The sequence below is a fragment of the Novosphingobium terrae genome (assembly GCF_017163935.1).
Classification (GTDB): domain Bacteria; phylum Pseudomonadota; class Alphaproteobacteria; order Sphingomonadales; family Sphingomonadaceae; genus Novosphingobium; species Novosphingobium terrae.
In genome coordinates this window covers 2,119,926-2,144,832 of sequence record NZ_JABVZR010000002.1, presented here as the reverse complement: position 1 = coordinate 2,144,832, position 24,907 = coordinate 2,119,926, and the positions used below count along the sequence as shown (strand labels likewise).

Annotated in this window: 17 protein-coding genes; 9 read left to right on the top strand and 8 right to left on the bottom strand. The window is 63.6% G+C overall.

The window, feature by feature from the left end; genetic code table 11:
• Positions 1 to 69: 69 nt before the first annotated feature.
• From HGK27_RS27315 to HGK27_RS27300, 4 genes are all read left to right on the top strand, one after another.
• Positions 70 to 1,278, top strand: coding sequence for an acyl-CoA dehydrogenase family protein (locus HGK27_RS27315; RefSeq protein WP_206243954.1), 1,209 nt, complete (start codon positions 70 to 72; stop codon positions 1,276 to 1,278).
• A gap of 41 nt (positions 1,279 to 1,319) precedes the next feature.
• Positions 1,320 to 2,066: a nuclear transport factor 2 family protein gene (locus HGK27_RS27310; protein ID WP_241127540.1), complete on the top strand. Its 747-nt coding sequence runs from the start codon at positions 1,320 to 1,322 to the stop codon at positions 2,064 to 2,066.
• A 39-nt stretch (positions 2,067 to 2,105) separates the two neighbouring features.
• Positions 2,106 to 2,969: a fumarylacetoacetate hydrolase family protein gene (locus tag HGK27_RS27305; protein ID WP_206243953.1), complete on the top strand. Its 864-nt coding sequence runs from the start codon at positions 2,106 to 2,108 to the stop codon at positions 2,967 to 2,969.
• Positions 2,970 to 3,270: 301 nt separating this feature from the next.
• Positions 3,271 to 6,669 (top strand): glycosyl hydrolase 2 galactose-binding domain-containing protein, encoded by a 3,399-nt coding sequence (locus HGK27_RS27300; RefSeq protein ID WP_206243952.1) that lies wholly within the window; start codon positions 3,271 to 3,273, stop codon positions 6,667 to 6,669.
• A 36-nt stretch (positions 6,670 to 6,705) separates the two neighbouring features.
• Here the strand turns inward: HGK27_RS27300 and HGK27_RS27295 are convergent, their stop codons facing one another.
• The 4 genes from HGK27_RS27295 to HGK27_RS27280 all read right to left on the bottom strand — a co-directional run bounded on the left by HGK27_RS27295 (position 6,706) and on the right by HGK27_RS27280 (position 14,997).
• Positions 6,706 to 7,605: an ROK family protein gene (locus HGK27_RS27295; protein ID WP_206243951.1), complete on the bottom strand. Its 900-nt coding sequence runs from the start codon at positions 7,603 to 7,605 to the stop codon at positions 6,706 to 6,708.
• A gap of 180 nt (positions 7,606 to 7,785) precedes the next feature.
• On the bottom strand, positions 7,786 to 9,012 hold the full coding sequence (locus HGK27_RS27290) for an ROK family transcriptional regulator (protein WP_241127539.1): 1,227 nt from the start codon (positions 9,010 to 9,012) through the stop codon (positions 7,786 to 7,788).
• An 84-nt stretch (positions 9,013 to 9,096) separates the two neighbouring features.
• A complete protein-coding gene (locus HGK27_RS27285) occupies positions 9,097 to 11,967 on the bottom strand; it encodes a TIM-barrel domain-containing protein (RefSeq protein WP_206243949.1) in 2,871 nt (956 codons plus the stop codon).
• A 93-nt stretch (positions 11,968 to 12,060) separates the two neighbouring features.
• A complete protein-coding gene (locus HGK27_RS27280; RefSeq protein ID WP_206243948.1) occupies positions 12,061 to 14,997 on the bottom strand; it encodes a TonB-dependent receptor in 2,937 nt (978 codons plus the stop codon).
• A gap of 321 nt (positions 14,998 to 15,318) precedes the next feature.
• Here HGK27_RS27280 and HGK27_RS27275 point away from each other — a divergent pair, with 321 nt between their 5' ends.
• Positions 15,319 to 16,800, top strand: a complete 1,482-nt coding sequence (locus HGK27_RS27275; protein ID WP_206243947.1) for a glycoside hydrolase family 28 protein — start codon at positions 15,319 to 15,321, stop codon at positions 16,798 to 16,800.
• A gap of 19 nt (positions 16,801 to 16,819) precedes the next feature.
• On the opposite strand, the gene HGK27_RS27270 is transcribed toward HGK27_RS27275, so the two are convergent.
• Positions 16,820 to 17,536: a 2OG-Fe(II) oxygenase gene (locus HGK27_RS27270; RefSeq protein WP_206243946.1), complete on the bottom strand. Its 717-nt coding sequence runs from the start codon at positions 17,534 to 17,536 to the stop codon at positions 16,820 to 16,822.
• Positions 17,537 to 17,710: 174 nt separating this feature from the next.
• Here HGK27_RS27270 and HGK27_RS27265 point away from each other — a divergent pair, with 174 nt between their 5' ends.
• Positions 17,711 to 18,178: a DUF1203 domain-containing protein gene (locus HGK27_RS27265; RefSeq protein ID WP_206243945.1), complete on the top strand. Its 468-nt coding sequence runs from the start codon at positions 17,711 to 17,713 to the stop codon at positions 18,176 to 18,178.
• A gap of 41 nt (positions 18,179 to 18,219) precedes the next feature.
• Here HGK27_RS27265 and HGK27_RS27260 read toward each other — a convergent pair whose 3' ends face one another.
• Entirely contained in the window at positions 18,220 to 18,636 is a 417-nt protein-coding gene (locus HGK27_RS27260; RefSeq protein ID WP_206243944.1) for an ester cyclase, read from the bottom strand.
• Positions 18,637 to 18,754: 118 nt separating this feature from the next.
• Here HGK27_RS27260 and HGK27_RS27255 point away from each other — a divergent pair, with 118 nt between their 5' ends.
• The gene (locus HGK27_RS27255; RefSeq protein WP_206243943.1) at positions 18,755 to 19,642 is read left to right on the top strand and encodes a LysR family transcriptional regulator; all 888 of its coding nucleotides are present in this window, start codon (positions 18,755 to 18,757) and stop codon (positions 19,640 to 19,642) included.
• Positions 19,643 to 19,669: 27 nt separating this feature from the next.
• On the opposite strand, the gene HGK27_RS27250 is transcribed toward HGK27_RS27255, so the two are convergent.
• Positions 19,670 to 20,032 carry a hypothetical protein gene (locus tag HGK27_RS27250; RefSeq protein ID WP_206243942.1) on the bottom strand — a complete coding sequence of 121 codons (363 nt, stop codon included), beginning with the start codon at positions 20,030 to 20,032 and terminating at the stop codon, positions 19,670 to 19,672.
• A 154-nt stretch (positions 20,033 to 20,186) separates the two neighbouring features.
• On the opposite strand from HGK27_RS27250, the gene HGK27_RS27245 reads away from it, so the two are divergent.
• On the top strand, positions 20,187 to 21,539 hold the full coding sequence (locus tag HGK27_RS27245) for an aminotransferase-like domain-containing protein (RefSeq protein WP_206245586.1): 1,353 nt from the start codon (positions 20,187 to 20,189) through the stop codon (positions 21,537 to 21,539).
• A gap of 107 nt (positions 21,540 to 21,646) precedes the next feature.
• Here the strand turns inward: HGK27_RS27245 and HGK27_RS27240 are convergent, their stop codons facing one another.
• The gene (locus tag HGK27_RS27240) at positions 21,647 to 22,789 is read right to left on the bottom strand and encodes an aminotransferase class V-fold PLP-dependent enzyme (protein WP_206243941.1); all 1,143 of its coding nucleotides are present in this window, start codon (positions 22,787 to 22,789) and stop codon (positions 21,647 to 21,649) included.
• Positions 22,790 to 23,001: 212 nt separating this feature from the next.
• Here HGK27_RS27240 and HGK27_RS27235 point away from each other — a divergent pair, with 212 nt between their 5' ends.
• Positions 23,002 to 24,867 (top strand): phospholipase D-like domain-containing protein, encoded by a 1,866-nt coding sequence (locus tag HGK27_RS27235; protein ID WP_206243940.1) that lies wholly within the window; start codon positions 23,002 to 23,004, stop codon positions 24,865 to 24,867.
• Positions 24,868 to 24,907: the final 40 nt, after the last annotated feature.

Here is a 24,907-nt window from a genome sequence, read left to right as displayed (position 1 = left end):
ATTCACGCTTGACTCATTTGCATATGCAATAGATAAACCTCCCATCAAGATGGAGAGGAAAGCGCCAGCATGACCACCGCCGTGAGGATCGCCCCGGGCGACCCGCTATCCGCCCTGCTGACCGCCGCCGCCGACCTGAGCGCGCTGGCCCGCGAGCATGCCGACCGCACCGAAGCGGACCGCCGCGTGCCGCAAGAGTTGATCGAGCAATTCCGCGACGCCGGGCTCTACCGCGTGCTGCAACCCGCCGCTTTTGGAGGCTATGAGGCTGGCTTCGATGCCTTTGCCCAGATCGTGGCGCATCTGGCGCGCGGCGATGGCTCGACCGGATGGGTGTTCAGCGTCTGCGCCGTGCATCAATGGCTGATCGGCCTGTTCCCGCCTGAAGCTCAGGACGATGTCTGGGGCAGCAAGCGCGACGCCTTCGCCGCCGGCTCCTATGCGCCGGTGGGCCGCGCGCAGAAGGTCGACGGCGGCTATCGCATGACCGGCGCCTGGAGCTTTGCCTCGGGCTGCGACACCTCGGACTGGCTGCTGCTCGGTTCGATCTTCCAGCCCAGCGAGGACGCAGCTCCCTTCCCCGGCTTCTTCCTGGTGCCAGCCAAGGATTACCGCATCGATCCAGACAGTTGGCGCGTGGCAGGTCTGGCCGGCACCGGCAGCCGCACGGTCCATCTCGACTCCGTCTTCGTGCCGGAGCATCGCGTGCTCAGCTTTGCTGCGGGCACATCGGGGCAGGCGCCGGGTGCGCAGCTCAACACCAGTCCGCTCTATCGCATTCCCTTTATGGCCTGTGTGCCGACCTGTCTGGTCGCCCCGGTGCTGGGCATGGCCGAGGGCGCGCTGGAGCTGTATCTCGACACCACGCTTGGCCGTAACACGCGCGGCGCGGTGGCAGGCGGCAACAACCGCATGGCCGAATTCGCCACGGTGCAGATGCGCGTGGCCGATGCTTCGGCGCGGATCGATGCGGCGCGCACCGTGCTGATGCGCGATATTGCCGAAACCCGCCAGACCGCCGAGGCCGGGCAGCCGATCGGCCTGGACATGCGCCTGCGCAACCGGCGCAGCCATGCCTTTACGGTCAAATTGCTGGTCGAGGCGGTGGATGCGCTGTTCTACGGCTCGGGTGGCACCGCTCTCGATCTGGCTCGCCCGCTTCAGCGCTTCTGGCGCGATACCCATGCGGGCGGGGTGCATATCAGCACCAATTGGGATGCGGTTTCCACCATGTATGGGCAGCATGCGCTGGGGCTGGAACCCAAAGGACAATATTGATCAACGACCCTCAGCAAGAGGGCATGATGCGAGAGAGAGCGATGACCACGATCCTGCAAGGCACGGCTGCGCGCCGTGGCATTCTGCAAACCGGCGTGCTGGGCGCCGCCCTGGCCCTGGCGCCTGGCGCGGCGGCAGCACAGAGCGATGCCCCATCGGCGAAAGGTGAGACCATGCCCCCTGCCGACCTGCTCGACAGCTATGCGGTGACTCAGCTTCTGCTGCGTGAACGCTATGCACGCGAAACCCGCGATGGCGAGGCCGAAGCTGCCTGTTTCTGGCCCGATGCCGAAGTCGAAGTGTCATGGTTCAAAGGCAAGGCCAGCGATTTTGTCGCGATTGGTGCTCAGGGCGCAGCCGCCGCCAAGGCCAACGGGACGGTCTCCTTCGACTCGATGAGCCCGCCTGTCGTCTGGGTGAAGGGCGACCGCGCCATCGCTGACAGTTCCTGCGCGGTGCATTCCTTCATCCTGCTCGACGGGGTGGAAGCCAGCATGACCGGCTACACCCGCCTGCTGTGGCGGGCACGGCGCGAAAAAGGCGAATGGCGGCTGGCGGGCCTGCGCGGCATCTACATCCGCGACACGCTGGAGGCCTGCAATCCGGCGCAAGTGCCGGTCATCGATGTGAAGAAGCTGGCGCAATATCGCCCGTCCTACCGCCATCTTAGCTATGCGCTGGCCGCGACGGGCCGCACGCCGCGCATGGATCTGCCCGGCGTGGACCAGCCCGAGGTGGTGGCCGCGATGCGTGCGGCGGAGCAGGCGTGGCTGGATCATCGGGCGTAACAGGGCATCGCGTCCAGGGCCTGCCAAGAGGAATTTTTCATGAAATTATTGAGGTTTGACGATCGCGGCACGCCGCGGCTGGGCGTCCTGTCCGGTGAGAACATCGTGCCGATCGATCCGCTGACAGAGCGTTATCCCACGATGCTCTCGATCATCGCGGGCGGGGCTGAAGCGCTGGAGGCGGTGCGATCGGTTTTGCAGGCGGCGGAAAATGTGCTGCCTTTGTCCGGCACAAAACTTCTGGCGCCGATGGAAAGGCCAGGCAAATATATGGCCATCGGCATGAATTTTCAGAAGCATGCCGAGGAAGCTTCGGCTTTGGGCGTCGAAAAGCCCAAGCAGCAGTTCTGGTTCAACAAGCAGACCAGCTGCATCACCGGCCCCGACAGTGTGATCGATCCCGGCGTCAGCGAAAAGCTGGATTACGAAGTCGAGCTGGCGGCGATCATCGGCACGGCGGCAAAAGGCGTTTCGCAAGACGAGGCGTCCGCTCATGTCTTTGGCTATACGGTGGCCAATGATGTTTCGGCACGCGATTGGCAATTTCATTCGCCCACCTTCACGATCGGCAAGTCATTCGATACGCATGGCCCCATCGGCCCATGGATCGTGACCGCTGACGAAATCGGCGACCCGCACGGCCTGCGCCTGCGCTGCTGGGTCAATGGCGAGTTGCGGCAGGACAGTGATACCAGCCAGTTGATCTTCAACATCTGGCAGCAGATTTCCTATCTTTCGACCGCTTTCACGCTGGAGCCGGGCGATCTGATCGCCACCGGCACACCGGAGGGCGTCGGCGTGGCGATGAAACCGCCGGTCTTCTTGCAAGCCGGAGATATTATCCGCTGTGAAGTTGAAAAGATCGGGACGCTTGAGAACAAGGTTATGGCCGCAACGGTATGAAAGCATGATGATGGGCCGTTATTCGCCCAATAGAGCGGTTCATTGTTCTTGCGGAAACGGCCATCATCTTGTGCCACTGATCACCGCACATTCTTGCGGAAGAAACATCCTGTCAATCATCCCGGTGGCGACAGGCTTCGATCACCACCACCTGAAGGGAAACCCCTGATGGAGGTGCAGCAATGATCCCGTCCTCCATCTCTGTGAAATGGATACATTAAATAAAATAATTGTCTTTTTAAATAAACCATGCTGTTGTCCTCCCCATAGGCCGCCGTGACGGTCAGCAAGGAGAGAATGTATGATCGGGCGCTTGGGGCTGGGCCTCCTCATCGGATTGTTGACCACAGCTTCGGCCTCCGCCCAGATCGCCCACGGCGGCCCCTATAACACGGCGCTGATCGCGGGGGGCACCGGTCTGTCCAAGATGCTTGAAGCGCCGGTCGGCAGCACATTCACCCTGCACCTGTGGGTGCAGGCCGATGCGGTCCAGGCTGGCACCGTGCGCCTCGCCAGCCTGGGCGAGGCAGGGCAGCATGGCGTCGTGGCTCTGCGAGACGGTACGCCCGTGCTGATCCTCGGCAACAGCACCATCAGCGGCATAACAAGGATCATGCCCGGCCATTGGCATTTCATCGCCGCCAGCCTGAATGAGGGCGTGGCGCGCCTCTTCGTGGATGGCGTGGAAACAGCACATGCCCGCATCGCCCCTCCCGCAGGCGAGGCAAAGCTGATGCAGATCGGCCCGCGCGATGCGGGGCTTCCCGGCTTCTCGGGCCGCATCGCCGACCTATGGGCCGAACCGACAGCCTTGAGCCCCGAGACGATCAGGGCAGCGGCGGCCAAAGCCCCCGATGCCGCCCTGATCCAGTTCGAGGACGCCAGCCCGCATTGGCCGGTGCAGGTCAGGCAGATGGCGGGGCAGGTGCAACCGCAGGACGCCTGGACCCTGCCCAAAAGCGCCGCCGCCCCCGATGCACCGCGCGCCGCGCCGCTCACGGCCAAACCCGCCATCGAGGCTCTCGCATCCGGGCGCTGGGCGATCAACGGCTGGCAGCTTGCCGCCGCGCCGACCGTCAAGGCGCAGGGCGAGGCCCTCTCCCGCCCCGGCGCCGACACACAGGGATGGTACGCCGCCACTGTCCCCGGCACGGTGCTGACCACGCTGGTCGACCGCGGCGTCTATCCCGATCCGGCTCACGGCCTCAACAATATGGCGATCCCGGAGAGCCTTGCCCGGCAGGACTATTGGTATCGCAGCGAATTCGACCTGCCCCCCGCCGCCCTTGGACGCCGACTGCAACTGGTGCTGAATGGCGCCAATTATGCCGTCACCGTCTGGGTGAACGGCACGCAGGTCGGCACCATGACCGGCGCCTTTATCCGGGGCCGCTTCGAGATCGACAAGCTGCTGCATGCCGGGCGCAACGCCATCGCGATCAAGGTCTCCCCGCCGCCTCACCCCGGGCTGGCGCAGGAAGAATCGCTGACCGCCGGCAATGGCGACAATGGCGGCGTGATGATGCTAGATGGCCCGACCTTTGGCGCCACCGAGGGATGGGACTGGATTCCCTCCATCCGTGACCGCAACACCGGCCTGTGGCAGGGCGTCGATCTGGTGGCCTCCGGCGATGTGCGGATCGGCGACGCACAGGTCGTCACCACCCTGCCCAGGCCCGACAACAGCGTGGCCGACATCGCCATCACCGTGCCGGTCCACAATCTGTCCGACCACCCGGTCAGCACGGTGGTGCGGGCCGCTTTCGACGCGATCGCGGTCAGCCGCACCATCCAGCTTGCGCCGGGCGAGCGGCAGGAGGTCCGGTTTTCACCCGCAAGCGATGCGGCGCTGGCGGTCCACAATCCGAAGCTGTGGTGGCCGAACGGCTATGGCGATCCGGCGCTGCATCAGCTGCAGCTGACGGCCTCTGTCGATGGCGCGGCCTCCGATGCGAAGGAGGTCCGTTTCGGGATGCGCGAGGTCAGTTATGAGATCTCGCTGATCGACAGCAAGGGCGCCCTGCGCCGGGTCGGCCTCAATCTGGCCAGAGCGCAAGGCAGCGCCAAGCCCATCGTCGATGTGCGCCATCAGGCCATACGTCAGGTGCCGGGCGGTTGGGCCTATTCGCTTTCGGACAGCGGCGAAACATCGCCCGCCGTTACGCCGATCAAGGGTGACGCGGGGCTTTCGCCCTTTCTGGTGATCCGCGTCAATGGCGTGAAGATCGCGGCACGCGGCGGCAACATCGGCATGGATGATTTCATGAAGCGGGTCGATCGCGCAAGGCTGGAGCCCTATTTCCGCCTGCATCGCGATGCTCACGTCAACATTGTGCGCAACTGGATCGGCCAGAACACCGAGGAGAACTTTTTCGATCTGGCCGATGAATATGGTATGATGGTGCTGAACGATTTCTGGGAATCGACGCAGGACTACAACATTGAAGCGCAGGATGTGCCTCTGTTCCTGAAAAACGCCGATGATGTGGTCAAACGCTTCCGCAACCATCCCTCCATCGTGGTGTGGTTCGGGCGCAATGAGGGCGTTCCCCAGCCCATCCTGAATGAGGGGCTGGACGCGGTGATACGCAAGGAGGACGGCACCCGGCTCTATATGGGGTCGTCCAACCGCATCAGCCTGCATGACAGCGGACCCTACAACTGGCAGGACCCGGCAAAATATTTCACCGATTATTCGAACGGCTTCGCGGTCGAGGTCGGCACCCCCTCCTTCCCGACGCTGGAAGCCTGGGAGCGCGCCATTCCCGCCAGCGAGCGCTGGCCCATCAGCGACAGTTGGGCCTATCATGACTGGCACCAGCTGGGAAATGGCGGTATCAGCAGCTTCACCGATGCCATGGCGCGCGAGTTCGGCCCGGCCACAAGCCTGCCCGATTTCGAACGCAAGGCTCAGATGCTGGAGTATGAAAGCTATCGCGCGATCTTCGAGGGCATGAATGCGGGCCTGTGGACGCGCAACAGCGGCCGCATGCTGTGGATGACCCAACCCGCATGGCCTTCTTCGGCGTGGCAGATGTTCTCCTCCGACTATGACACGCATGGAGCCTTTTATGGCGTGAAGAAGGCGTCGGAGCCGGTCCATGTCCAGATGAACCTGCCCGATCACAAGGTCATTCTGGTCAACAACACCCGCACCGCGCTGTCCGGGGTTACGGTCTGCGCCAAGGTCGTCGCGTTCGATGGCCGGGTGCTGGCCAGTCGCAGCGTGGCGGTGGCTGCTGCGGCGGGTCAGATAGCCGATGCCTTTACGCTCGATCTTGGCCCGCTGATGCAGGAAGGGCCGGTGCTGGTACGCCTTGAGGCCATGGCCAGGGGCCAGCAACTCTCCGACAATTTCTACTGGCAAGCCAGGGACGACAGCGCCTATCGCGCGCTGAGCGCCCTGCCGCCAGTGTCGCTCTCCGCCAGAGCGCGGATGGCAGCCGATGGCGAGGAGAGCGTCGTGACGGTGGAGATCACCAATCCTGACAAGGCTGCGGCCATCGAAACCAAGCTGACCCTGTTCGATGCGCAGGGCCAGCAGGTGTTGCCCGCCTATTTCAGCGATAATTATGTCTCGCTGCTGCCCGGAGAGAGCCGCAGCGTCACCATCCATGCGCCCAGGGAAAAAGCGGGCGCCGCACCCGTGGTGCGGCTGCGCGGTTTCAACGTTGCAGCGGCGAACGTGCCGGTCGGCTGATCACGGAATGGGGGCGGTGTTATCGCCCCCTCCCCCTCAGTCTGCCCAGAGCAAGGCCGCCCCGCGCACGCCTGACGAATCCCCCCAGCGGGCCTGAACGATCTTGCCATCCCATTGGCCGGAAAAGGAATGGCGCTGCACCACATCGCGCAGACCCTCATAGATCTCCGCGACATTGGACATGCCCCCGCCGATCACGATGGCATCGGGATCGATCAGATTGGCCACCACGGCAAGGCCCCGGCCAAGGCGGTCGGTATAGTCACGCAGAGCCGCCGCCGCATGTTCATCCCCGGCTCTGGCGGCGGCCACGATGGCAGGGGCGCTCATCGGCGCCCGCCCATCCGCGGCGAAGGAACGGCTGAACCCCGTTCCGGACACCCATTGCTCGAAGCAGCCCTGCAGACCGCACCAGCAGTCCGGCGCCGGCAGTTCATCCGCGCGAGGCCAGGGCAAAGGCATATGGCCGATTTCCCCCGCGATGCCATGGCCGCCCTCCACCACCTGCCCGTCGATCACCAGACCGCCGCCGCAGCCGGTGCCGATGATCAGGCCGAACACGCTGCGGCATCCCGCCGCCGCACCATCCACGGCTTCGGACAGGGCAAAGCAATTGGCGTCATTGGCCAGCCGGATCTCGCGGCCCAGCGCGCTCTGCACATCCTCCAGAAAGGCGCGCCCATTGAGGTAGAGCGAATTGGAATTGCGGATCAACCCGCTGCGGGGCGAACGCGAACCCGGAGCGCCGATGCCGACCGTCCCCTGGCGGCCAGCCTCCGCCTCCACCCGCGCGATGAGATCGACCAGCGCGGCAATGGCCGCCTCATAGCTGCCGGGGTTGGGCACGCGGACCTTGCAGAGGCAAGCCCCCGCCTCATCGAGCGCCGCTGCCTCGATCTTGGTGCCGCCAAAGTCGATGCCGATCCGCAGCGTCATGCGCCAGCCATCCGGGCTGCTGCCACACCGCATGATGTTGACGGGGCCATGGGCCGAAAACCGTCTCGCTCTTTCATCTGCATCCTCGCCTGACACGGCTTTTTCACAAGCCATATCCTGCATAGCAGAGCCGCAGAGTTATTAAAGAAAATATCTTTATATAATATTCGATCGCGTATTTTATCCACGCCCGGCCTGAATGAGGATGGCGTCCGAGGGCAGCAGCTGATCGAGGAAAGGCAGAACCGCCGCCCCGATTGCAGGGGCATCCCCCGCCATGGTCGCAGGTGCCACCTGCGCCAGCGATGGCAGCATAAGCTGCCCCAGCGCTGTGTTCAGACTGACCGAGAGCCGCTCGATCAACGGCAAGGGCAAGCGTCCGCCGATCAGCACCGCCCCGGGGTTGATCAGGCAATTAACCGCCACCAGCGGCGCGATCAGCGTGCGCGTGGCATCACCAAGCCACAGATCGACAACCGCGAGCGTCGCGGGATCGGTGGAGATCAGATCCTCCAGCTCGGCAAAGGGCTGGCCTGCCGCCTCCAGCCGCGCGGTCAGGGCTGACAGGGACACCGTATCCTGCACCAGCGCCCCCTGGGTCTGGGCGGTCGGGTCCGGCATCAGGCCGATTTCGCCGCTGCGCGCGGTGGCGCCGCGATAATAGCTGCCATCGATCACCGGGCCGCCGCCGAGACCGGCACTGATCAGCAGGTAAAAGAAGCTGGCGTTTTCAAAACCCGTGCATTGCGCCTCGCCCAAAGCGGCGGCGGCGGCATCATTGTCCACCAGCACCGGCCATGGCAGCACATCGCCCAGCAGCTGCGCCACGTTCAACTGGCTCCACTCATCATAGCGGTCCGGGCGATGCGGCAGCGCGATGGCCCCCAATTCATCGGGGAGCGCCACGCCCACGCCCAGCACCCGCTCACGCTGGATGCCGCCCGCTTCGATCAGGCCATCCAGCTGGTCGCGGACATAGGCCAGCACATCTTCGGGCAAGGCAAAGGCCATCTCGCAGGAGACGCGGCTGCGCACCTCCCCCGCCAGATCCAGCGTGACCATGGTGACATGATCACGATCGATGTTGAGACCGATGGCGAAAGCCCCGTCCGGATCGATGGTCAGCCGCAGCGCCGGCTGCCCCCGCGCGCCCTGATACCGCCCGGCCAGACTGACCAGCCCCAGTTCGATCAGGCGGCCGGTGATGTTGGCGATGGTCGCCGCGGTCAGGCCGGTCTGGCGGGCCAGCTCCAGCCTTGTCGTCTCACCGCTCAGGCGGATGGCCTGAAGCACGGTGCGCTGGTTATAATCGGCAGCGCGGACCAGATTGGTGCCCGAAAGCGAGACGGAAAGCCGGGCGCCCCGCGCTTCGCCCGATCCACCGGATGCATGTCGTAAGCTTTGCAACCCAAGCTCCTGTTTGCCCCTCATGATGGGGAGCCTGTCATGGTACAAGCTCCGCGCGATCAAGCATAGAGCCCGGCACAGCGATCAAGGCCCGAACCGGACATGCCGGGGCGATCCGCTATAGGGAACCACCTGTGACAGCGGCGCGCCATGGCCCTCATGCAGCAGGACCGTGAAGCTCATGTCCTCGGCCATGCCGGGGAAATGCCCTGCCCGCTCGCCAATCCGCAAGCTACGGGCCCGGTCATCCCATGTGAGCGGGACAATCGCACAGGCCCCATGGCGATAGCCATCGCCATCCCCGGCGTCGTCATACAACTCGAAATGCCCGTCCTGACCGGCAAAGACATGGATCTCCATGGTCTGTACCGCCTGCATGGCGCGGGTGATGCCGGGTGTCCTGGGGATGATCGCCCCGCTGCGCGCGAAGAGCGGCATATGGGCCAGCGGCGCATCGACATCCACCGTCTGACCGCCGCGATGGCGCTGCAGGCTGGCCAGATCATACCAGTCATGCCCCTGCGGCAGATAGGCCGGCACCGTCTTCGCCGCCGGGATCGTGCCCAGAGCACGCTGGGTCGGCGTGATCCACTCGACCCACAGGCTCACCGCATCGGGCGTGGCCTGCCGCTGTTCCAGCACGAAATCATAGTCCCTGCCCGCCTCCAGATCCATGGTGAAGCGGTATTGCCGATCGCTGGCGCTAACCCGCGCCGAGACCCCGCCATCGACATCATTGGCCCTGGCCACCGGAGCGCCCGTGGCATCCACCCGCACCGCGCCTGCCAGCACCAGACGCACCGCCCCTTGCGCGGTCACCACAAATTCATGCTGTCCGGTTTCCTGAGCGCGGATGCGCCCGGTCCAGCGGATGGAATAGGGTTTGCCGCGCAAGGCCCGTGGCAGGTCGCCAAACCAGCTCATCTTCAGATCGTCGGTGCGGTCACGCGTTACCAGCGTGTCGAAGTGGTCGCCGGCATAGAAGGCAACGTCGGCAGCGGGGCTGTCCATGCCCCGGATGCATTCATTGGGGATGAACTCCTGCGCGTTGCGGCTGGCGTGATAGAGGGGGCGGTCGACAACCCGGACCATCAGATCGCGACCAAAGCTGTATTGCGCGGTCTGCGCCCGCGCCTGCCCGTCGTGGGGATAGTCCATCACCAGTGCGCGCATCATCGTATCGTCATGCCGCGCCGCCGCAGCAGCCAGCGAATAGATATAGGGCATCAGGGCATAGCGCTGCCTCAGCGCCGCTGCCAAGGCATCGAACACCGGCTCGCCGGGCTTGCCGAACTGCCAGAGTTCGCGCGGGACATCGGTGCCATGGGCGCGGAACACCGGCAGGAAAGCGCCCCACTGGAACCAGCGGACATACAGCTCCTTATAGGCCGGATCGGCCAGCCCATCGGGATAGCGATGGAAGACGAGGAAGCCGCCAATGTCGCAGGTCCAGTGCGGATGGCCCGACAGCGCCATGTTGAGCGCCGCCACCACCTGATTGCGCAAGGTCTGCCAGCTGGCAAAGATATCGCCCGACCAGGTGACCGCACCAAAAGCCTGCTGCCCCGGATAGACCGAGCGCGTGAGGATGAAGGGGCGCCTTTCGGGGTAGTCGCGGCGCATCGCCTCGCTGAGCCCGCGTGACTGGTAATAGGAATAGGTCAGCAGGTTGCGGACGATCGGCCCCGCCGCCTCATCGCCATTCGAGGCGAAGGAGCGAGCGGTGACATAGCGGTTGCCGGTCGACATGAACTCCGGCTCGCAGCCATCGGTCCACAATCCGTCCATGCCGATGGACATCAGCCCCTTGTCGATATGGCGCCAGTAGATGGCGCGCGCATCGGGCGCGGTGACATCGAACACCTTGCCCCCGCTCCAATGCGAGTCAGGCAGCAGATGGCCTGCGGTGTCCATATCGCGGTAGATCTGCGTGCCCGTGCCAAAGGCGGGCCAGATCGAGGCGATGATATGGGCACCCTGCCCGTGAATGTGATCGATCATCGCCTTGGGATCGGGGAAATGTTCAGGGTCGAAACGCATACCGCTGAACTGGTCGTTCTCGCCCCAATAGCGCCAGTCGAGCACGATGTTGTCGAGCGGCAGATCCTGCGCACGATAGCTATCGACGACCTGCTCCACCTCGGCGCGGCTCTGGTAACGTTCCTTGCTCTGCCAATAGCCATAGGCCCATTTGCCCAGCAGCTGCGCCTGACCTGTCAGCCGCCGATAGCCTCCGATCAGCGCGTCCATCCCATCGCCCACCATGACGTGATAGCGCATGACATCGCCCGCGATGCCATCGAACACCAGCGAACTGCCTTGCGCGCGCAGATAGGAACCGGTGCCCGTATCCCACAGCAGGCCCCAGCCCCCGGTGGAGACCAGAAACGGGTTCACCGCATCCATATTGGCATGCTGAAGGAAGATCTGACGCCCCTGATAGTCGAGATCGGGATCGCGGAATTGCCCCAGACCGTGCAGGCTCTCACCCGGTGTCACGGCGAAGGCCTGCACCATGGTGATCGGCGTGTTCGCCAGTGGCGCGGGGGCGGATGCCTCGGCGATGCGCGTGTGGCCTGCCGGATCGAGGAAGGCGATGAACCCGCTGGCCTTGTCCACCTGAGCGATGATGCCCGGGCCGATCAGGCGGATCGCGGTGCCTGTGTCTTCGATGCGGGTCTTCAGCGCGGGGCGGTCGAGGAAAAAGCCGGGATCGTCGGTGGCCCGGCTGGCAGGGCTTTTGACCACGCTGGCCACACCCTGGGCGGAGATCCGCAGAAGGATGCGCTGGCCACCGAGATGGATATGGAGATCACCCTGAGCTGTCGGCGCGATGGTCGGGGGGCCGGAGGGGGCAGCGGCCAGTGCGGCGGCGGGCAGCACCCCTGCGGAAGCTCCGAACAAGCCCGACGACAGCACCGCCCGGCGCGAACAGGCTGGCATGCGATGGTTCATCTCTCAATCCCGGTTCGCGCCATGCTTTGCGCTGGCGTCTGTTCTGTTGGGTGGCCCCGCCCGGGAGGGATGGAGGCGGGGCCGGGGGGAACGTCAGTTGCGGATGCGGATGCCGAAGGTAAAGCGCCGTTCATAGACCGATTCACTGTAGAACTGGTTCTTGAACTGCGCATATTCGCGGTCATGGGCATTGGTCAGATTGGTGCCCTGAACGAAGACTGTGACATTCTTCGTGATGTCATAGCTGGCCGATGCATCCATATAACCGACAGGTTCGGAGAAGATCGCCAGATTCTGCGCGACAGAATTGCCGGTGAAGGCCTGCGTGCCATTGACAGGCTGGAGCCCGACATAGCGATCGCTGCGCCAGTTGTAGGCGACACGGGCCTGCATCGGCCCCTTCTGATACAGGCCGACGACGTTGAACTGATGCTTGGAATTGTCAGGCACCGGCAGCGACTTGCCGAACAAATCCGTGTTCGAGCTGTCGCTGTCGGAAAATGTGTAATTGGCCTGCATGCCCAGACCGCTCAGCAGGCCGGGCAGGAAGTCAAACTGCTGCTGATAGCCGATCTCGACGCCCTTGATCTTGCCGCCATTGCCATTGCCATAGGTCGTCACCACGCCGCCATCGCGCACCACGCCATCCTGATCGGCCACGGGCTGGATCTGGTTGACGGTTTGCGGGAAGGACTTCACATCGAACAGGAAGGCCGCAACGCTGAACAGACCGCCATGACCGAAATAACGCTCATAAGAGAGGTTATAGTTGGTCGACTGATAAGGCTCAAGGTTGGGATTGCCCGAAGAGCCTTGCAGAAACACCTGAAGGTTCGACGGAAGATTGGGATAGCGGCCATTGTTGGCGCCGTAATACAGCACGCGGCCCGCACCCAGATCATAAAGATCAAGCACACCAACCACCTTGGCAAAGGCGAAGCGCAGCTTCTGATTGGTGCTGAGGTTGGCGGTCAGGTTGAAGTTGGGCAGGACGCGGGTGTAGTCTTTGGTGGTCTTGGTGGTGCCAAGCGAAATCGCCACACCATTGTAGCTGCCGCCGGTGCCGATGAAATTGTTGGGATCGGTCACGCTGGAATAGACCGAGCGGCTGGTCTGCACGACGCGCAGACCGGCATTGCCCGAGATCGGCAGGAGCAGATCGCCCTCGAAATTGGCCTGCACATAGCCGGCGATCGAACGCTCGCGCACCCGGAAGCTGGTCGTGGGATCGACATAGCGCTGGTTGCCGGGGAACAGGCTGTTCTGGAACGCCAGCGCATTGTCCATTGCCGCCGGATCGACGGCAGGAATACCACCAGCCGGAATGCCCGAAGCGATGAAATTGCTGAAATTACGCGTGATGTTGGGCACCGCCGAGAAAGGATAGAGCGGCAGCACCGACAGGCCGTTGATGGCCGGGCGCCCGGTGTGCGAGATTTCCGGGTCCTTGAAGTAATACAGGTCGCCCGGCTGGTTCAACAGGCCAAGCCCCGGCACCGTGACCGGCGAGAGATAACGATAATTCTCCACATCGACACTGCGCTTGTCGTAACGCGCGCCAAAATCGATCGACTTGAAGAAGCCGCCCAGATCATAGCTGCCATCGGCACGGAAAGCATTGTTCGTGCCCACACGGCGATCGCCGAAGGCCCAGGTGGACATGATGTTGTAATTGGCCGGGTTCGTCACATCGGTGCCGAAGTTCAGGCTGGGAACGCCGGGGTTGGCGTAGTTGATCCCGGCGTTGACATAAGGCAGGCCGTTGGGGTTGGCGGCCTGGGTGCAGCTGGTGGGATTGTCGCGGCAGGCTGCGGTGTCGCCACGCTCCACGGTCGATCCGGTCACCGGCTTGGCATCGACATAGGAGGATTCGCTGGTGCGCACGGCATGGCCATAGACCCAGCGCAGCGAGCCCTTGAAGCGGCCGCCATTGTTGAAATCAAGCTGAAGATTGGTGTTCATCGCCTGCGAGCGGCTGCCCACGCTGGCGCTGTCGACAGTGAAATTGGGCAATTGGAACTGCCCCACCGAGACCACGCCGTTCTGATCCACCTGCGATCCCGCCTGAAGCGGCAAGGGACCATAGCTGCTGTTGAACTCAAGACCGACATCGCGGTCGCGATTGTCGAGTCTGGTGTAGAAGATGTCACCGGTCAGCGTGATGGAATCGCTGGCCTTGATCTGCAGCGAGCCATCAAGACCATAGCGCTTGCGCTGGGTTTCCTTATTGCTGACGGTCACAACTGCAGGCTGATAATAGAAACCCTGCTTGGGGCGCGAATCGGCAGAGGCCAGCCAGCTGTTCCCCGTGTCGATCGTGTCATTGGCCAGACGGGCATTGGAGTAGGAGCCCGCAACTAGAATGCCGACACTGTCATTATGCCAGCCGACCAGCCCGGAAAACTCTTCATTCAGATGCTGAACATGCGAACCATAATCGCCCTGCGCTTCGGCAGACAGGGTCAGATTCTTCTTCAGATCGAAGGGATGGCGCGTCTTGAGATCGACAATGCCGCTGACGCCGCCCTCGACCTGCTTGGCGGTGGTCGATTTGTAGACATCCACGCCCGAGAACAGCGTCGGCGGAATGTCGGAGAAGTTGGGCTGGGCGCCATCGATGTTCGATCCACCGAGGAACTCTTCGCCGTTGATCGTCACCAAGACCTGCTGCAAACCGCGAATATTGATCCCCGATCCTTCACCCGCGCTGCGGTCGATCTGAATACCGGGCACGCGCTGGAGAGAATCCGCGATGGTCACGTCCGGCAGCTTGCCAATGTCTTCAGCAACGATGGAATCGACGATTTGCGGTGCGCGGCGCTTGAAATCGACGGCAACTTTCTGCGCACCACGCACACCCAGAACGACGATGGCATTGGCCTGATCATCACCCGCGGCGGTAGCCTGAGGAGCAGCCGATTCAGCCGGTGCCTCAGCGCTTTGCGCGAAAGCGGCACTGGCCATCATCATGCACAGTCCGGACGTTGCAGCCATCAGCATTGCGCGATGTGCGCGACTTTCGATTTTCATGCAGCCTCACCCCTATGATCTCGCTTTCAAGCGAGCTTCGTCTTTGACCGGACGGGGCGCTGCGGCTCTTGCCGCCTGAACGGAGCGCGCCGTCTCGGGCCTGCTCTGTCTACGGGATTTCAGACCCTCGTCAAGATATTTCTATTTGATTTATTAATTCGCTCTGCCTATTTTGCGGCATGCAGACCCTGCGGCCAGAAGATCAGGCCATCAAAAGGGCGGGAGAGATCTCATAGACATGCGACCGGCCTTGCTCCAGCAAGCGATGGGGCCAGAAAAAATCACATGACGCGACATAGACCATAACATCAACGGGGAGCGATGCTTGAAATGACAAAAATTGCTCGAAGATCATTGCTTTCCTCCCTCCCGGGAAGCCTTCTTTTTTCATGCAGGGCTTTTGGCAGCACGCTCGGCCATACATTCCCCGTGGAGCGCTTTGGCGCCCGCGGTGACGGCAGCACCAACGACACGCTGGCGATCCAGAAGGCGATCGACGCCTGTACCCGTGCCGGCGGAGGCATCGTTCAACTCTCCCCCGGCGGACGTTATCTCAGCAGCACGCTGGTGCTGAAAGACAGCGTCACCTTCGACATCGCAGAGGGGGCAACGCTCCTCGCCAGCACCGACCGGCAATCCTATCGCGACAAGGGATGCCTGCTGTTTGCCGAGCATGCCAAGGACATTGCCATCACCGGTCGCGGCACGATTGAAGGACGCGGATCTGGCGCCCCATGGTTCCCGACGCTGGTGGAAGGCGCTTACGCCGTGCCCTCACCGTTTCTGGGATATTGGAACCCGCTCGAAACATTTCCCGGCACTTATGCTGAAAACGGCCGCCCGCGCATGATCGTTCTTGTTGCCTGCCAGCGCGTCCGTCTGGCTGATTTTCGAATCCATGATTCGCCCACATGGACCATCCATCCCATCGCCTGCGAAAATCTGCTGATCGACGGCATCACCATCGAGAACAATCTGCTCCTGCCCAATTGCGATGGCATCGATATCGATCGCTGCCGGAGTGTCCGTGTCGCGAATTGTGCGATCAGGGCCGGCGATGACTGCATAGCCATCAAGACCTCACGCAACTTTTCGATGTTCAGCGATTGCGAGGATGTGACCATCACCAATTGCACCTTCGAATCGAGTTCAGCAGGCATCAAGATCGAGCCGGAAGGCAAAGGCACAATCCGCAATATTGTGGTCACAGGCTGCACGATCAGCCGCAGCAATCGCGGGATTGCCGTCCTTCAGCGCGATGGCGCAACGATTGAAGACCTGCTGTTTGCCAATCTGGCGATCACCACACGGCGTCGCCATGCCATGTGGTGGGGCGCGGCCGAAGCCGTCCATATCTCCAACCTGCCGCGCCGGGCCTCCATGGCTCCCGGCACGCTCAAAGGCATTCGGGTGCAAAATCTGGTCTGTCGCGGTGAAGGCGGGTTGTTCGTGCGCGGCTGGCCCGGCAGTCAGACAAGCGACATCAGCTTTACAGGCATCGATCTGACCATCGAAAAAACCACCGACTATCCCGCCGACTCCTATGACATTCGCCCGACCGAGCTTGTCGACGGCCTGTACAAAAGCAAAACCGCCGCGATTTTTGCGCAAGATGTGTCCGATCTGACCTTCCGCGATGTCGCCGTGCATTGGGACGGCACCATTCCTGCTTCATTTGGCGCAGCCTTGCACGCCGAACATATTCAAGGCCTGACAATCGACCACGTCTCAGGCCAGGGAGCCCATCCGGGGGATCAGGCGATTCAATTGCAAAACACAAGCCCGAACACGGATTTGCGATAGAGCGCCTGCCTCAATACGCCTAGGCCGCATCGTGGAAAATGATGCCGAGCGTATGGCGCTGCCCCTCACGGATCTGGCTGACACCATGGCGCAGCGCCACACGGTAATCGCCGCGTGTGCCGCGCATAGGCCGGTGGTTGACGGCGAACAGCACGGCATCGCCCTTCTCCAGCGGCACCACGGCGGCGCGGGTCTGCATGCGTGGGCGCTGTTCGGTCAGCACAAATTCGCCGCCTGAGAAATCCCGCCCCGGCGTCGAAAGCAGCACCGCCAGCTGCAGCGGGAAGACATGCTCGCCATAGAGGTCCTGATGCAGGCAATTGTAGTCCTGCGGGCCATAGCGCAGCAGCAGAGGCGTTGGGCGGGTCTGGCCGGCAGCATGGCAGCGATCGAGGAAAGCCTGATGCGTCTCGGGAAAGCGCGTGTCGATCCCCATGCGCTCATGCCAGCGGTTGGCGATGGGGGCGAGATGCGGGTAAAGGCTGCTGCGCAAATGCTGGATCAGCGGGGGCAAAGGGTAGGCGAAATAGCGATATTCCCCGCGCCCGAAACCATGGCGCGCCATGATGACCCGGCTGCGGAAACCCTCTTCGCGGTCATAGAGGGCGGCAGCGGCATCGCAATCGGCCTCGCTGATCAGGCGGGGCAGCACGCTCCAGCCCTGACGGTCGAGATCTTCCGTGATCGCGGCCCAATCGATCAGGCGGATGGTCTCGGGTTTCAGGGCAATGCTCATGGTCGGTCTCTTGCTCGGATGTTACGGTAACGCGCCAATGCCCGATGCGACGCACCGGCGAACTCCGCTTCCTGCTTTCAAATTCCCCGTGCGATTCAAACGCAGGAAACGGAACGACAGGCACCGCCGCAAGAGCCCAGATAGCCATACCCATCCTGTCATCGGAGAACTGACATGGCCTATCGCATCTCGGGCATCGATCCCGCCCCCTTCACACCGCTGTTTGGCCTCGATGATCAGGCGCTGGCCGAGCGGGGCGCCGTCCGCCGCCTGATCCGTGAGGGTGACACCATCCCCGAACGCGTGGAATTGCGCGACGCCCCGGTGGGCACGCATGTGCTGCTGGTGAATTACACGCATCAGCCCGCGCGCAATCCCTATCACGCCTGCCATGCGATCTTTATCCGCGAAGGCGCTGAAACCCCCGCCAGCATCATCGACGCTATCCCCGATGTGCTGGCCAAGCGGCTGATCTCCCTGCGCGCCTTTGACGGGCAAGATCTTCTGGTCACAGCGGAGGTGGTCCCCGGGCAGGATCTGGAGCGGCTGATCCTCGATTATCTCGCCCGGCCCGACATCGCCTATCTGCATGCCCATTATGCCGGGCCGGGCTGCTTTGCCGCGCTTATCCAGCGCGATTGAGGCATGACGCGGCGATGGCGCGCAACCATCGCCGCAACCCTCTAGTCCGCGATCAACCGGCTGCGCAGCTCCAGCGCGCTGCGCTCCACCCAGCATTCGGCAAGGCGGCCATCGCGCACCAGCCAGATGCTGATGCCGGTGTACTCGATGGCGCGCCCGTCCGCCGCCGTGCCGAACAGGCCCTTGTTGACCGCGCGGGTGACCCAGCGCGAGACGACCTTTTCGCCGGTTGCATCCAGAAAGAGATCGAGATGCTCATTGGTGGGCTCCCCGATCTGGCTCTGCATCTCGGCGGCCCAGGCCTTGAAGCGATCGCGACCGGTGATGGTCGTCCCGGCATTGTGCAGGCGGTAATCGGGCGTCATCAGCTCATCGATGGCATCGAGATCATGCGGGGCCGCCCAGACCCGGGCAAAAAAGGCGCGAGCCAGGGCAATGCCATCCGGCGTGTCAGTCATGGTAGAAAGCCTTTGCAAACAGCTGCCTGATCGCAGCGCGCCGAAACAGGTCGCAAGTTTCGCGCCGGCCCGCCAACCAGAATTTGTGGGTCAGGCCATTAGCAGTCATGATGGCCCGATGATTCGCAACATCGACATCGCCCTGCTGCGCGCCTTTGTGGCCATTGTGGATGAAGGCAGCCTCAGCGCGGCGGCCCGCGCGCTGCATCTGACTCAGGGCGCCGTCAGCCAGCAACTGGCGCGGCTTGAGGCGCTGTTCGATCAGCGCCTGCTCTGGCGTGACCATCGCGGCGCCCGCCTCGCCCCCAAAGGAGAGAGCCTGCTCGCCACGGCGCGCGAGATGATCGCGCTGAATGACCGGATGTGGCGCGATCTGGGCGGCGTGCGCAACCGGGTCAGGCTTGGCGCTCCGCCCGATGTGATCATCGAGATCCTGCCGCCCCTGCTGCGTGCTTTCGCAATCGAGTCGCCGGAGACGGAGGTTTCGCTGATCTCGGCGCCATCGGCGCTGCTCGGGAAGGCCATGGCGGATGGGATGGTCGATCTGGCGCTGGTTCAGCAGCAGGTCGGGGTCGGCACCGAAACACCGCTGCTGCAGGAGCCGCTCGTCTGGGTGGGGGCGACCGAAGGGGTGGCATGGCGTCAGGAGCCGCTGCCGGTCTCGATCTCGCATCCATCCTGCCGGTTTCGCGCGCCGATTGTCGCCGCGCTGGACAGTGTGAAGCGAGACTGGCGCGCAACCTGCGACAATGAAGGTTTCGAGGCGATGATCACCGCCGTGCGGGCCGATCTGGCGATCACGGTGGCAATGGCCTCCATGGTCCCGGCGGGCCTGAGCGTGGTGGCGGACCCGGCGCTGCCCGGGCTGCCGGATTTCGGCATCAGCCTGCTGATGCCGCAAGAGCAAGCCGCAAAACCGGTCAGGCAGCTTGCCACGCTGTTGACTGATGGTTTGCAAAACAGGCAGCCGCGCCCGTCCCGAAGCGAGCCCTCTTTCGCGGACTGAAGGGGCGCCGTCCCGCGCCCCTTCCGCTCAGCTGCGATGCGCCGCCCACCAGGCGCTGAGCCGAGCATCATCCATTTGCTGCACCGCGCCGTCCATGGCCTGATGCCAGCAGGTCGACTGCCTCACCGCCGCCTGCATCTGCGCAAAACTCTGGTCAGATGCGCCGCAGGCCAACAGGGCGGCCTTGTCGAAGCGGGCGATGCTGCGGCGGGCCGCGGTCTCGGTGCGCGCTGGGTCGGCAGGGCGGGGAATCTTCACCTCCACACGCTCGCCAAAGGGATCGGTACGGGCGCCCACCAAACCGGCCCAGCCGCTCAGCATCACCAGCGTGGTGAGCAAAAGAACGGCAAGCCGTTGGCGGAAACGGAAGGTGAACTGCGGCAACATCATCTCAACTCCTTGGCAAGAAGGAGCCTGTCTCTGCGCGCAAAGCGCTGGCCTCGCCATGGACAATGCAGTACGATAGCAATGAACCGTACTGATATGATGGAGAGTACACTTGCAACCGCAGCCCGTGCTGAGCGCCACCAAGGTGGAACAGGTGATGGCCCTGATCCAGAGCCGCATCGAGCGCCGCGCGCTGGCTACGGGTGCACGCCTGCCTTCGGTGCGCGCCATGGCGGACAGTTCCGGCTTCTCCAAATCAACGGTGGTGGAGGCCTATGACCGCCTTGCCGCGCAGGGCACGATCCATGCGCGCCCCGGCTCCGGCTTCTATGTGGCGCCGGTGCTGGCCCCTTTCACCATCGCCGATGCCGAGCCCGAGCGCGAAAGGGAGGTCGATCCGATCTGGGCCCTGCGCCTGTCCCTCAGCGGGCGACCCGAGGCGCTCAAGCCCGGCGGTGGATGGCTGCCGGAAAGCTGGCTGCCGCATGATCTGCTGCGCAAGGGGCTGAGGCATCTGGCCCGGCATGGCGATGGCGAAACGCTGATGGGCCATGGCTCGCCGCTGGGGCTGGCGTCGCTGCGCCAGTTGATCGCGCGGCGCCTGCTGGAACAGACGATCGAAGCCTCGCCCGATCAGATCCTGCTCACAGCCTCGGGCACGCAGGCGATCGATCTGGTCTGCCGCTATCTGATCGCGCCGGGCGATGTGGTGCTGGTGGACGATCCCACCTATTTCAACTTCCACGCCCTGCTGCGCGCCCATCGCGCCAGGGTGATCGGCGTGCCCTTCACCCCGCAGGGCCCCGATGTGGAGGCCTTTGCGCAAGCCGTCGCCACCCATGCCCCGCGCCTCTACATCACCAATTCGGCGATCCACAATCCCACCGGGGCCACGCTTTCGGCACAGGTGGCGCGGCGCGTGCTGAAACTGGCCGAGGCGAACGGCATGGTGATCGTGGAAGACGATATTTTCGCCGATTTCGAAACGGCACAAGCCCCGCGCTACGCCGGTTTCGACGGGCTGGAGCGGGTGATCCGCGTCGGCAGCTTTTCCAAATCGCTTTCGGGCAGCTTGCGCGTCGGCCATATTGCAGCCCGGCCCGACTGGATCGCGGGGCTGGCCGATCTGCGCATGGCCACCGGCATGCCGGGCAACACCATGGGCGCTGAGCTGGTCCACCAGATCCTGACCGACGGCAGCTATCGCCGCCATATGGAGCAGATCCGCGCCCGTCTGGCCGATGCGCGGGGCAAGGCGATCCGCCGCCTGACCGCCCTTGACCTGACGCCGTGGATCGAGCCGGCAGCGGGTCTGTTCCTGTGGTGCCGCCTGCCTGACGGGGTGGAGGCCACCAGCCTGGCCCGGCGGGCGCTGGAAGAGGATATCGTGCTGGCGCCGGGCAATGTCTTCAGCAGCGCGCAGACCGCCTCGGGCTATATGCGTTTCAATGTGGCGATGATGGATGATCCGCGCATCGATGCTACGCTGGCGCGGCTTTGTGCGGGGTAGAAGACCTGTGCCTCCGGCGGGCAAAGGCCAGCATCCCCCTTTTGTCTGCCTCGAAGACCGCTGCGGAGCCCTTTTTGAAGGCTGCTCCGCAGCGGGGGAGGTCGGTCCTACGCCATGACCGCCAGCGCAGCGACGGCCTGCACCAGCGCATCGATATCCTGCTCGGTGGTGTAGAGCTGAGGCGCCGCGCGCAGCACCGTCTGCAGCCCACGGGCCGCCATATCGAAGGGGGCATAGGTCTTGCTCAGCGTGCCGATGCGGATGCCCTGCCCTGCCAGATCGGCCATGGCCTGATCCTCGGGAACGCCCGCGATGCGGAAGGTGACGATGGCCGACAGATCATCTCCGCTTTCCACCACCGCCACGCCGGGCAGAGCGCTCAGCCTGGCGCGCAGATAAGTGGAGAGGCTGGCAAGACGTTCGGCAATGGCCTCCGGCCCAATCGCCAGCGCGGCCTGGATCGCCACCCCCAGCGCCACACGGCCGGCATAGCTGGCCTCGCCCGGCTCATGCATGCGCGCATCCGTGCGCGGGCGGCCAAGCTGATCCGCCATACAGGCGGGATGCGCCGCCAGAAAACCGCGCTCGACATAGAGCAGCGCCGTGCCGCGCGGTCCGCGCAGCCATTTGCGCCCGCTGGCCGCCAGCCCGTGGCAGCCCAGAGCCTTCACATCCACCGGGCGCTGACCCAGCATCTGGCAGGCGTCGATCAGGTAAGGCACGCCGATCTTGCGGGCCAGAACGCCGATCTCCTGCGCCGGATTGACGATCCCGCTGGTCGCCGGGCACCAGGTGAGCAGGATGCAGCGCGTGGCAGGATGGACCATGCCCTCCGCGGCGGCGACATCGACACGGCCATGTGCATCGGCGGGCATCACATCCACCACCACGCCGGGCAGATCGGCCAGCATGGTCAGCGTGCCGCCCCAGCAGCTGCGATCGACCAGCACATGGTCGCCCGGCTGCAGCCGCATCGAGAGGATCAGTGCCTGCAGCGCGCGATTGCCGCTTTCGAGGAAAGCAACCTCATCCGTTTCGGCGCCGATCAATCTGGCAGCGGCGGCATAGCCCTCGGCCAGTTGCGCTTCATGGCGCTGGAACGCGCAGGCGCCGCCCCATTCGGCTTCCTCGACCAGATAATCCTGCAAGGCCTGAAGCACGGGGGCACTGGGCAGGCCATGCGACGCATTGGCCAGATAGATCTCCCGCGAGGGGCGGGCCGGGGCGACGAAAATGGCGGGCGTGAGCATGGCTTTCCTTCCGAAGTAAGCCCCCTCGTTTCACAGCCGGATCGGCGGGGATAGAGACGATCCCGCAGGATCGGGACGAACTGTATTGGGCAGGAGATCAGCACAATAGGCAAGCGCGGCTTTGAGCCAATGAGGCGCGCCGCAAACCGGCCTGTCTTGATCGCGACACATAACAAGGGGATGCTGCCGCCCGAAAAGCGTGGAGACAGGCGATGGCCAAAATCGAAACCCATGTCATCGAAACCCATGTCGGTGATTTCAGCCTGAAGGCCTATGAGGGCGATTTCAAGACCCTGCTGGCCTTCAACTTCACCTCGCAGCAGGCTGCGCAAGGGCTGGCCGGTTTTACCATTCGCTATTCGACGCCGGACGGGCAGAGCCATTATCTCTGGAACAGTCTGGTCTATGAGCATCCCGAAGACCACGCTCAGCTGGCCAGCGAGCCGCCGCAATCGACGGTCAATGCCCCCATTCACAAATTCCGCTGGGTGCATGTGCCCGGCGTGATCCATCAGGGCGATACGCCCATGGCGGGCAATTACCTCTATGAGGTGACGCCGCGCTTTTTCGATGCGCAGCAGAAGATGCTGCCGCTCGATCATGCGCGCACGGCGCGGGTGGATGTGCAGGTCGGGCCGTTTCGCAAGGGCAATCTGGCGCTGGGCTTTACGCGCGGCTTTGTGCAGTCGGAGGCCTTTGTGCATCGCTTCGGCAAGGATGCGCTGCTGCGCCCCGCCGGGCATGAGCTGATCTTCGATACCTCCGCGCAGGCGGGCACGGGGCCTCTGGATGGCCAGCCTTACAGCTTTGCTCAGGCTTACGAGTGGCTGGGCTTTACCGCACGCGATCTGGTCTTTGACCTGATGCAGACGGTGGAGGCAGCGGATGATCTGACGCTGGATGTCTTCGCCTATGATCTGACCGAGCCGGATTTCATCAATGCTCTGGTCCGCATGGCTGCCAAGCCGGGCAAGCTGCGGGTCATTCTGGACGATGCCACGCTTCACCATGCGGCAGACGGCAGCAAGCCCGAGGATCAGGCCGAAGCACTGATCGCCAAGGCTTCGGGCGATGCGCAGGTGATCAAGCGCGGCCATTTCGCCCGCTATGCCCATGACAAGGTGCTGGTGGTCAGCGATGCCAGCGGTCCGCTGAAAGTGCTGACGGGCTCGACCAATTTTTCGGTGAACGGGCTTTACGTCAATTCCAACCATGTGCTGGTCTATGACGACCGCGAGGTGGCGGGCTGGTACAAGGGTGTGTTCGACACCAGCTGGGATCAGGATGTGAAGGCCGCTGCCTTTATCGCCTCGGACTGGTCGACGGGCACCTTCACCAGTTCAGCAGCGGAGACGCCCAAAAGCGTGATCCATTTCTCGCCGCATACGCAGGATACGGCGCAGGCGATTTTGGACGATCTGGTCACGCGGGTGAATGCGGAGAAAAACGCCCCGGCGGGGCAAGCCTCGGTGCTGTTCGCGGTGATGGCGCTGAATGAGGCCAAGGATGTGGTCTATCAATGCCTCAACGCCCTGCATGCCGTGCCGGGCATCTTCAGCTACGGCATTTCCGACGCGCCAGAGGGCGTAACGCTCTATCCGCTGGGGCAGGATCATGGCGTGCTGGTCACCGGCAAACCGGGCACCACCGATCTGCCCGCCCCCTTCGATCAGGTGCCGCCGATCCGCGAGCATCAGGTCCATCACAAATTCGTGGTCTGCGGCTTCAACCGGCCCGATGCGGTGGTCTATTGCGGCTCCTCCAATCTGGCGGAGGGCGGCGAGCATGAAAATGGCGACAACCTCATCGCCATCAGCGACACCGACATCGCCACCGCCTTCGCCATCGAGGCGCTGGCGCTGGTCGACCATTTCGACTTTCTCGATGCCTATTCGAAGAATGCCAAGGCTTCGGGCACGGATGCGCCTGCCGGGGCGGCCAAGGCAGCGGCGGCGCAAGCGGTTCACTGGTATCTGGGCACCACCGACCTGTGGATGCACAAATATTTCCAGCAGGGCGATCTGCACAATCTGGATCGCGAGCTGTTCGGGGCCGAAGTCACTCCAGCCCACGCATAAAAGAGGGCGGCGGCAGAACCCGTCTGCCGCCGCCTGATCC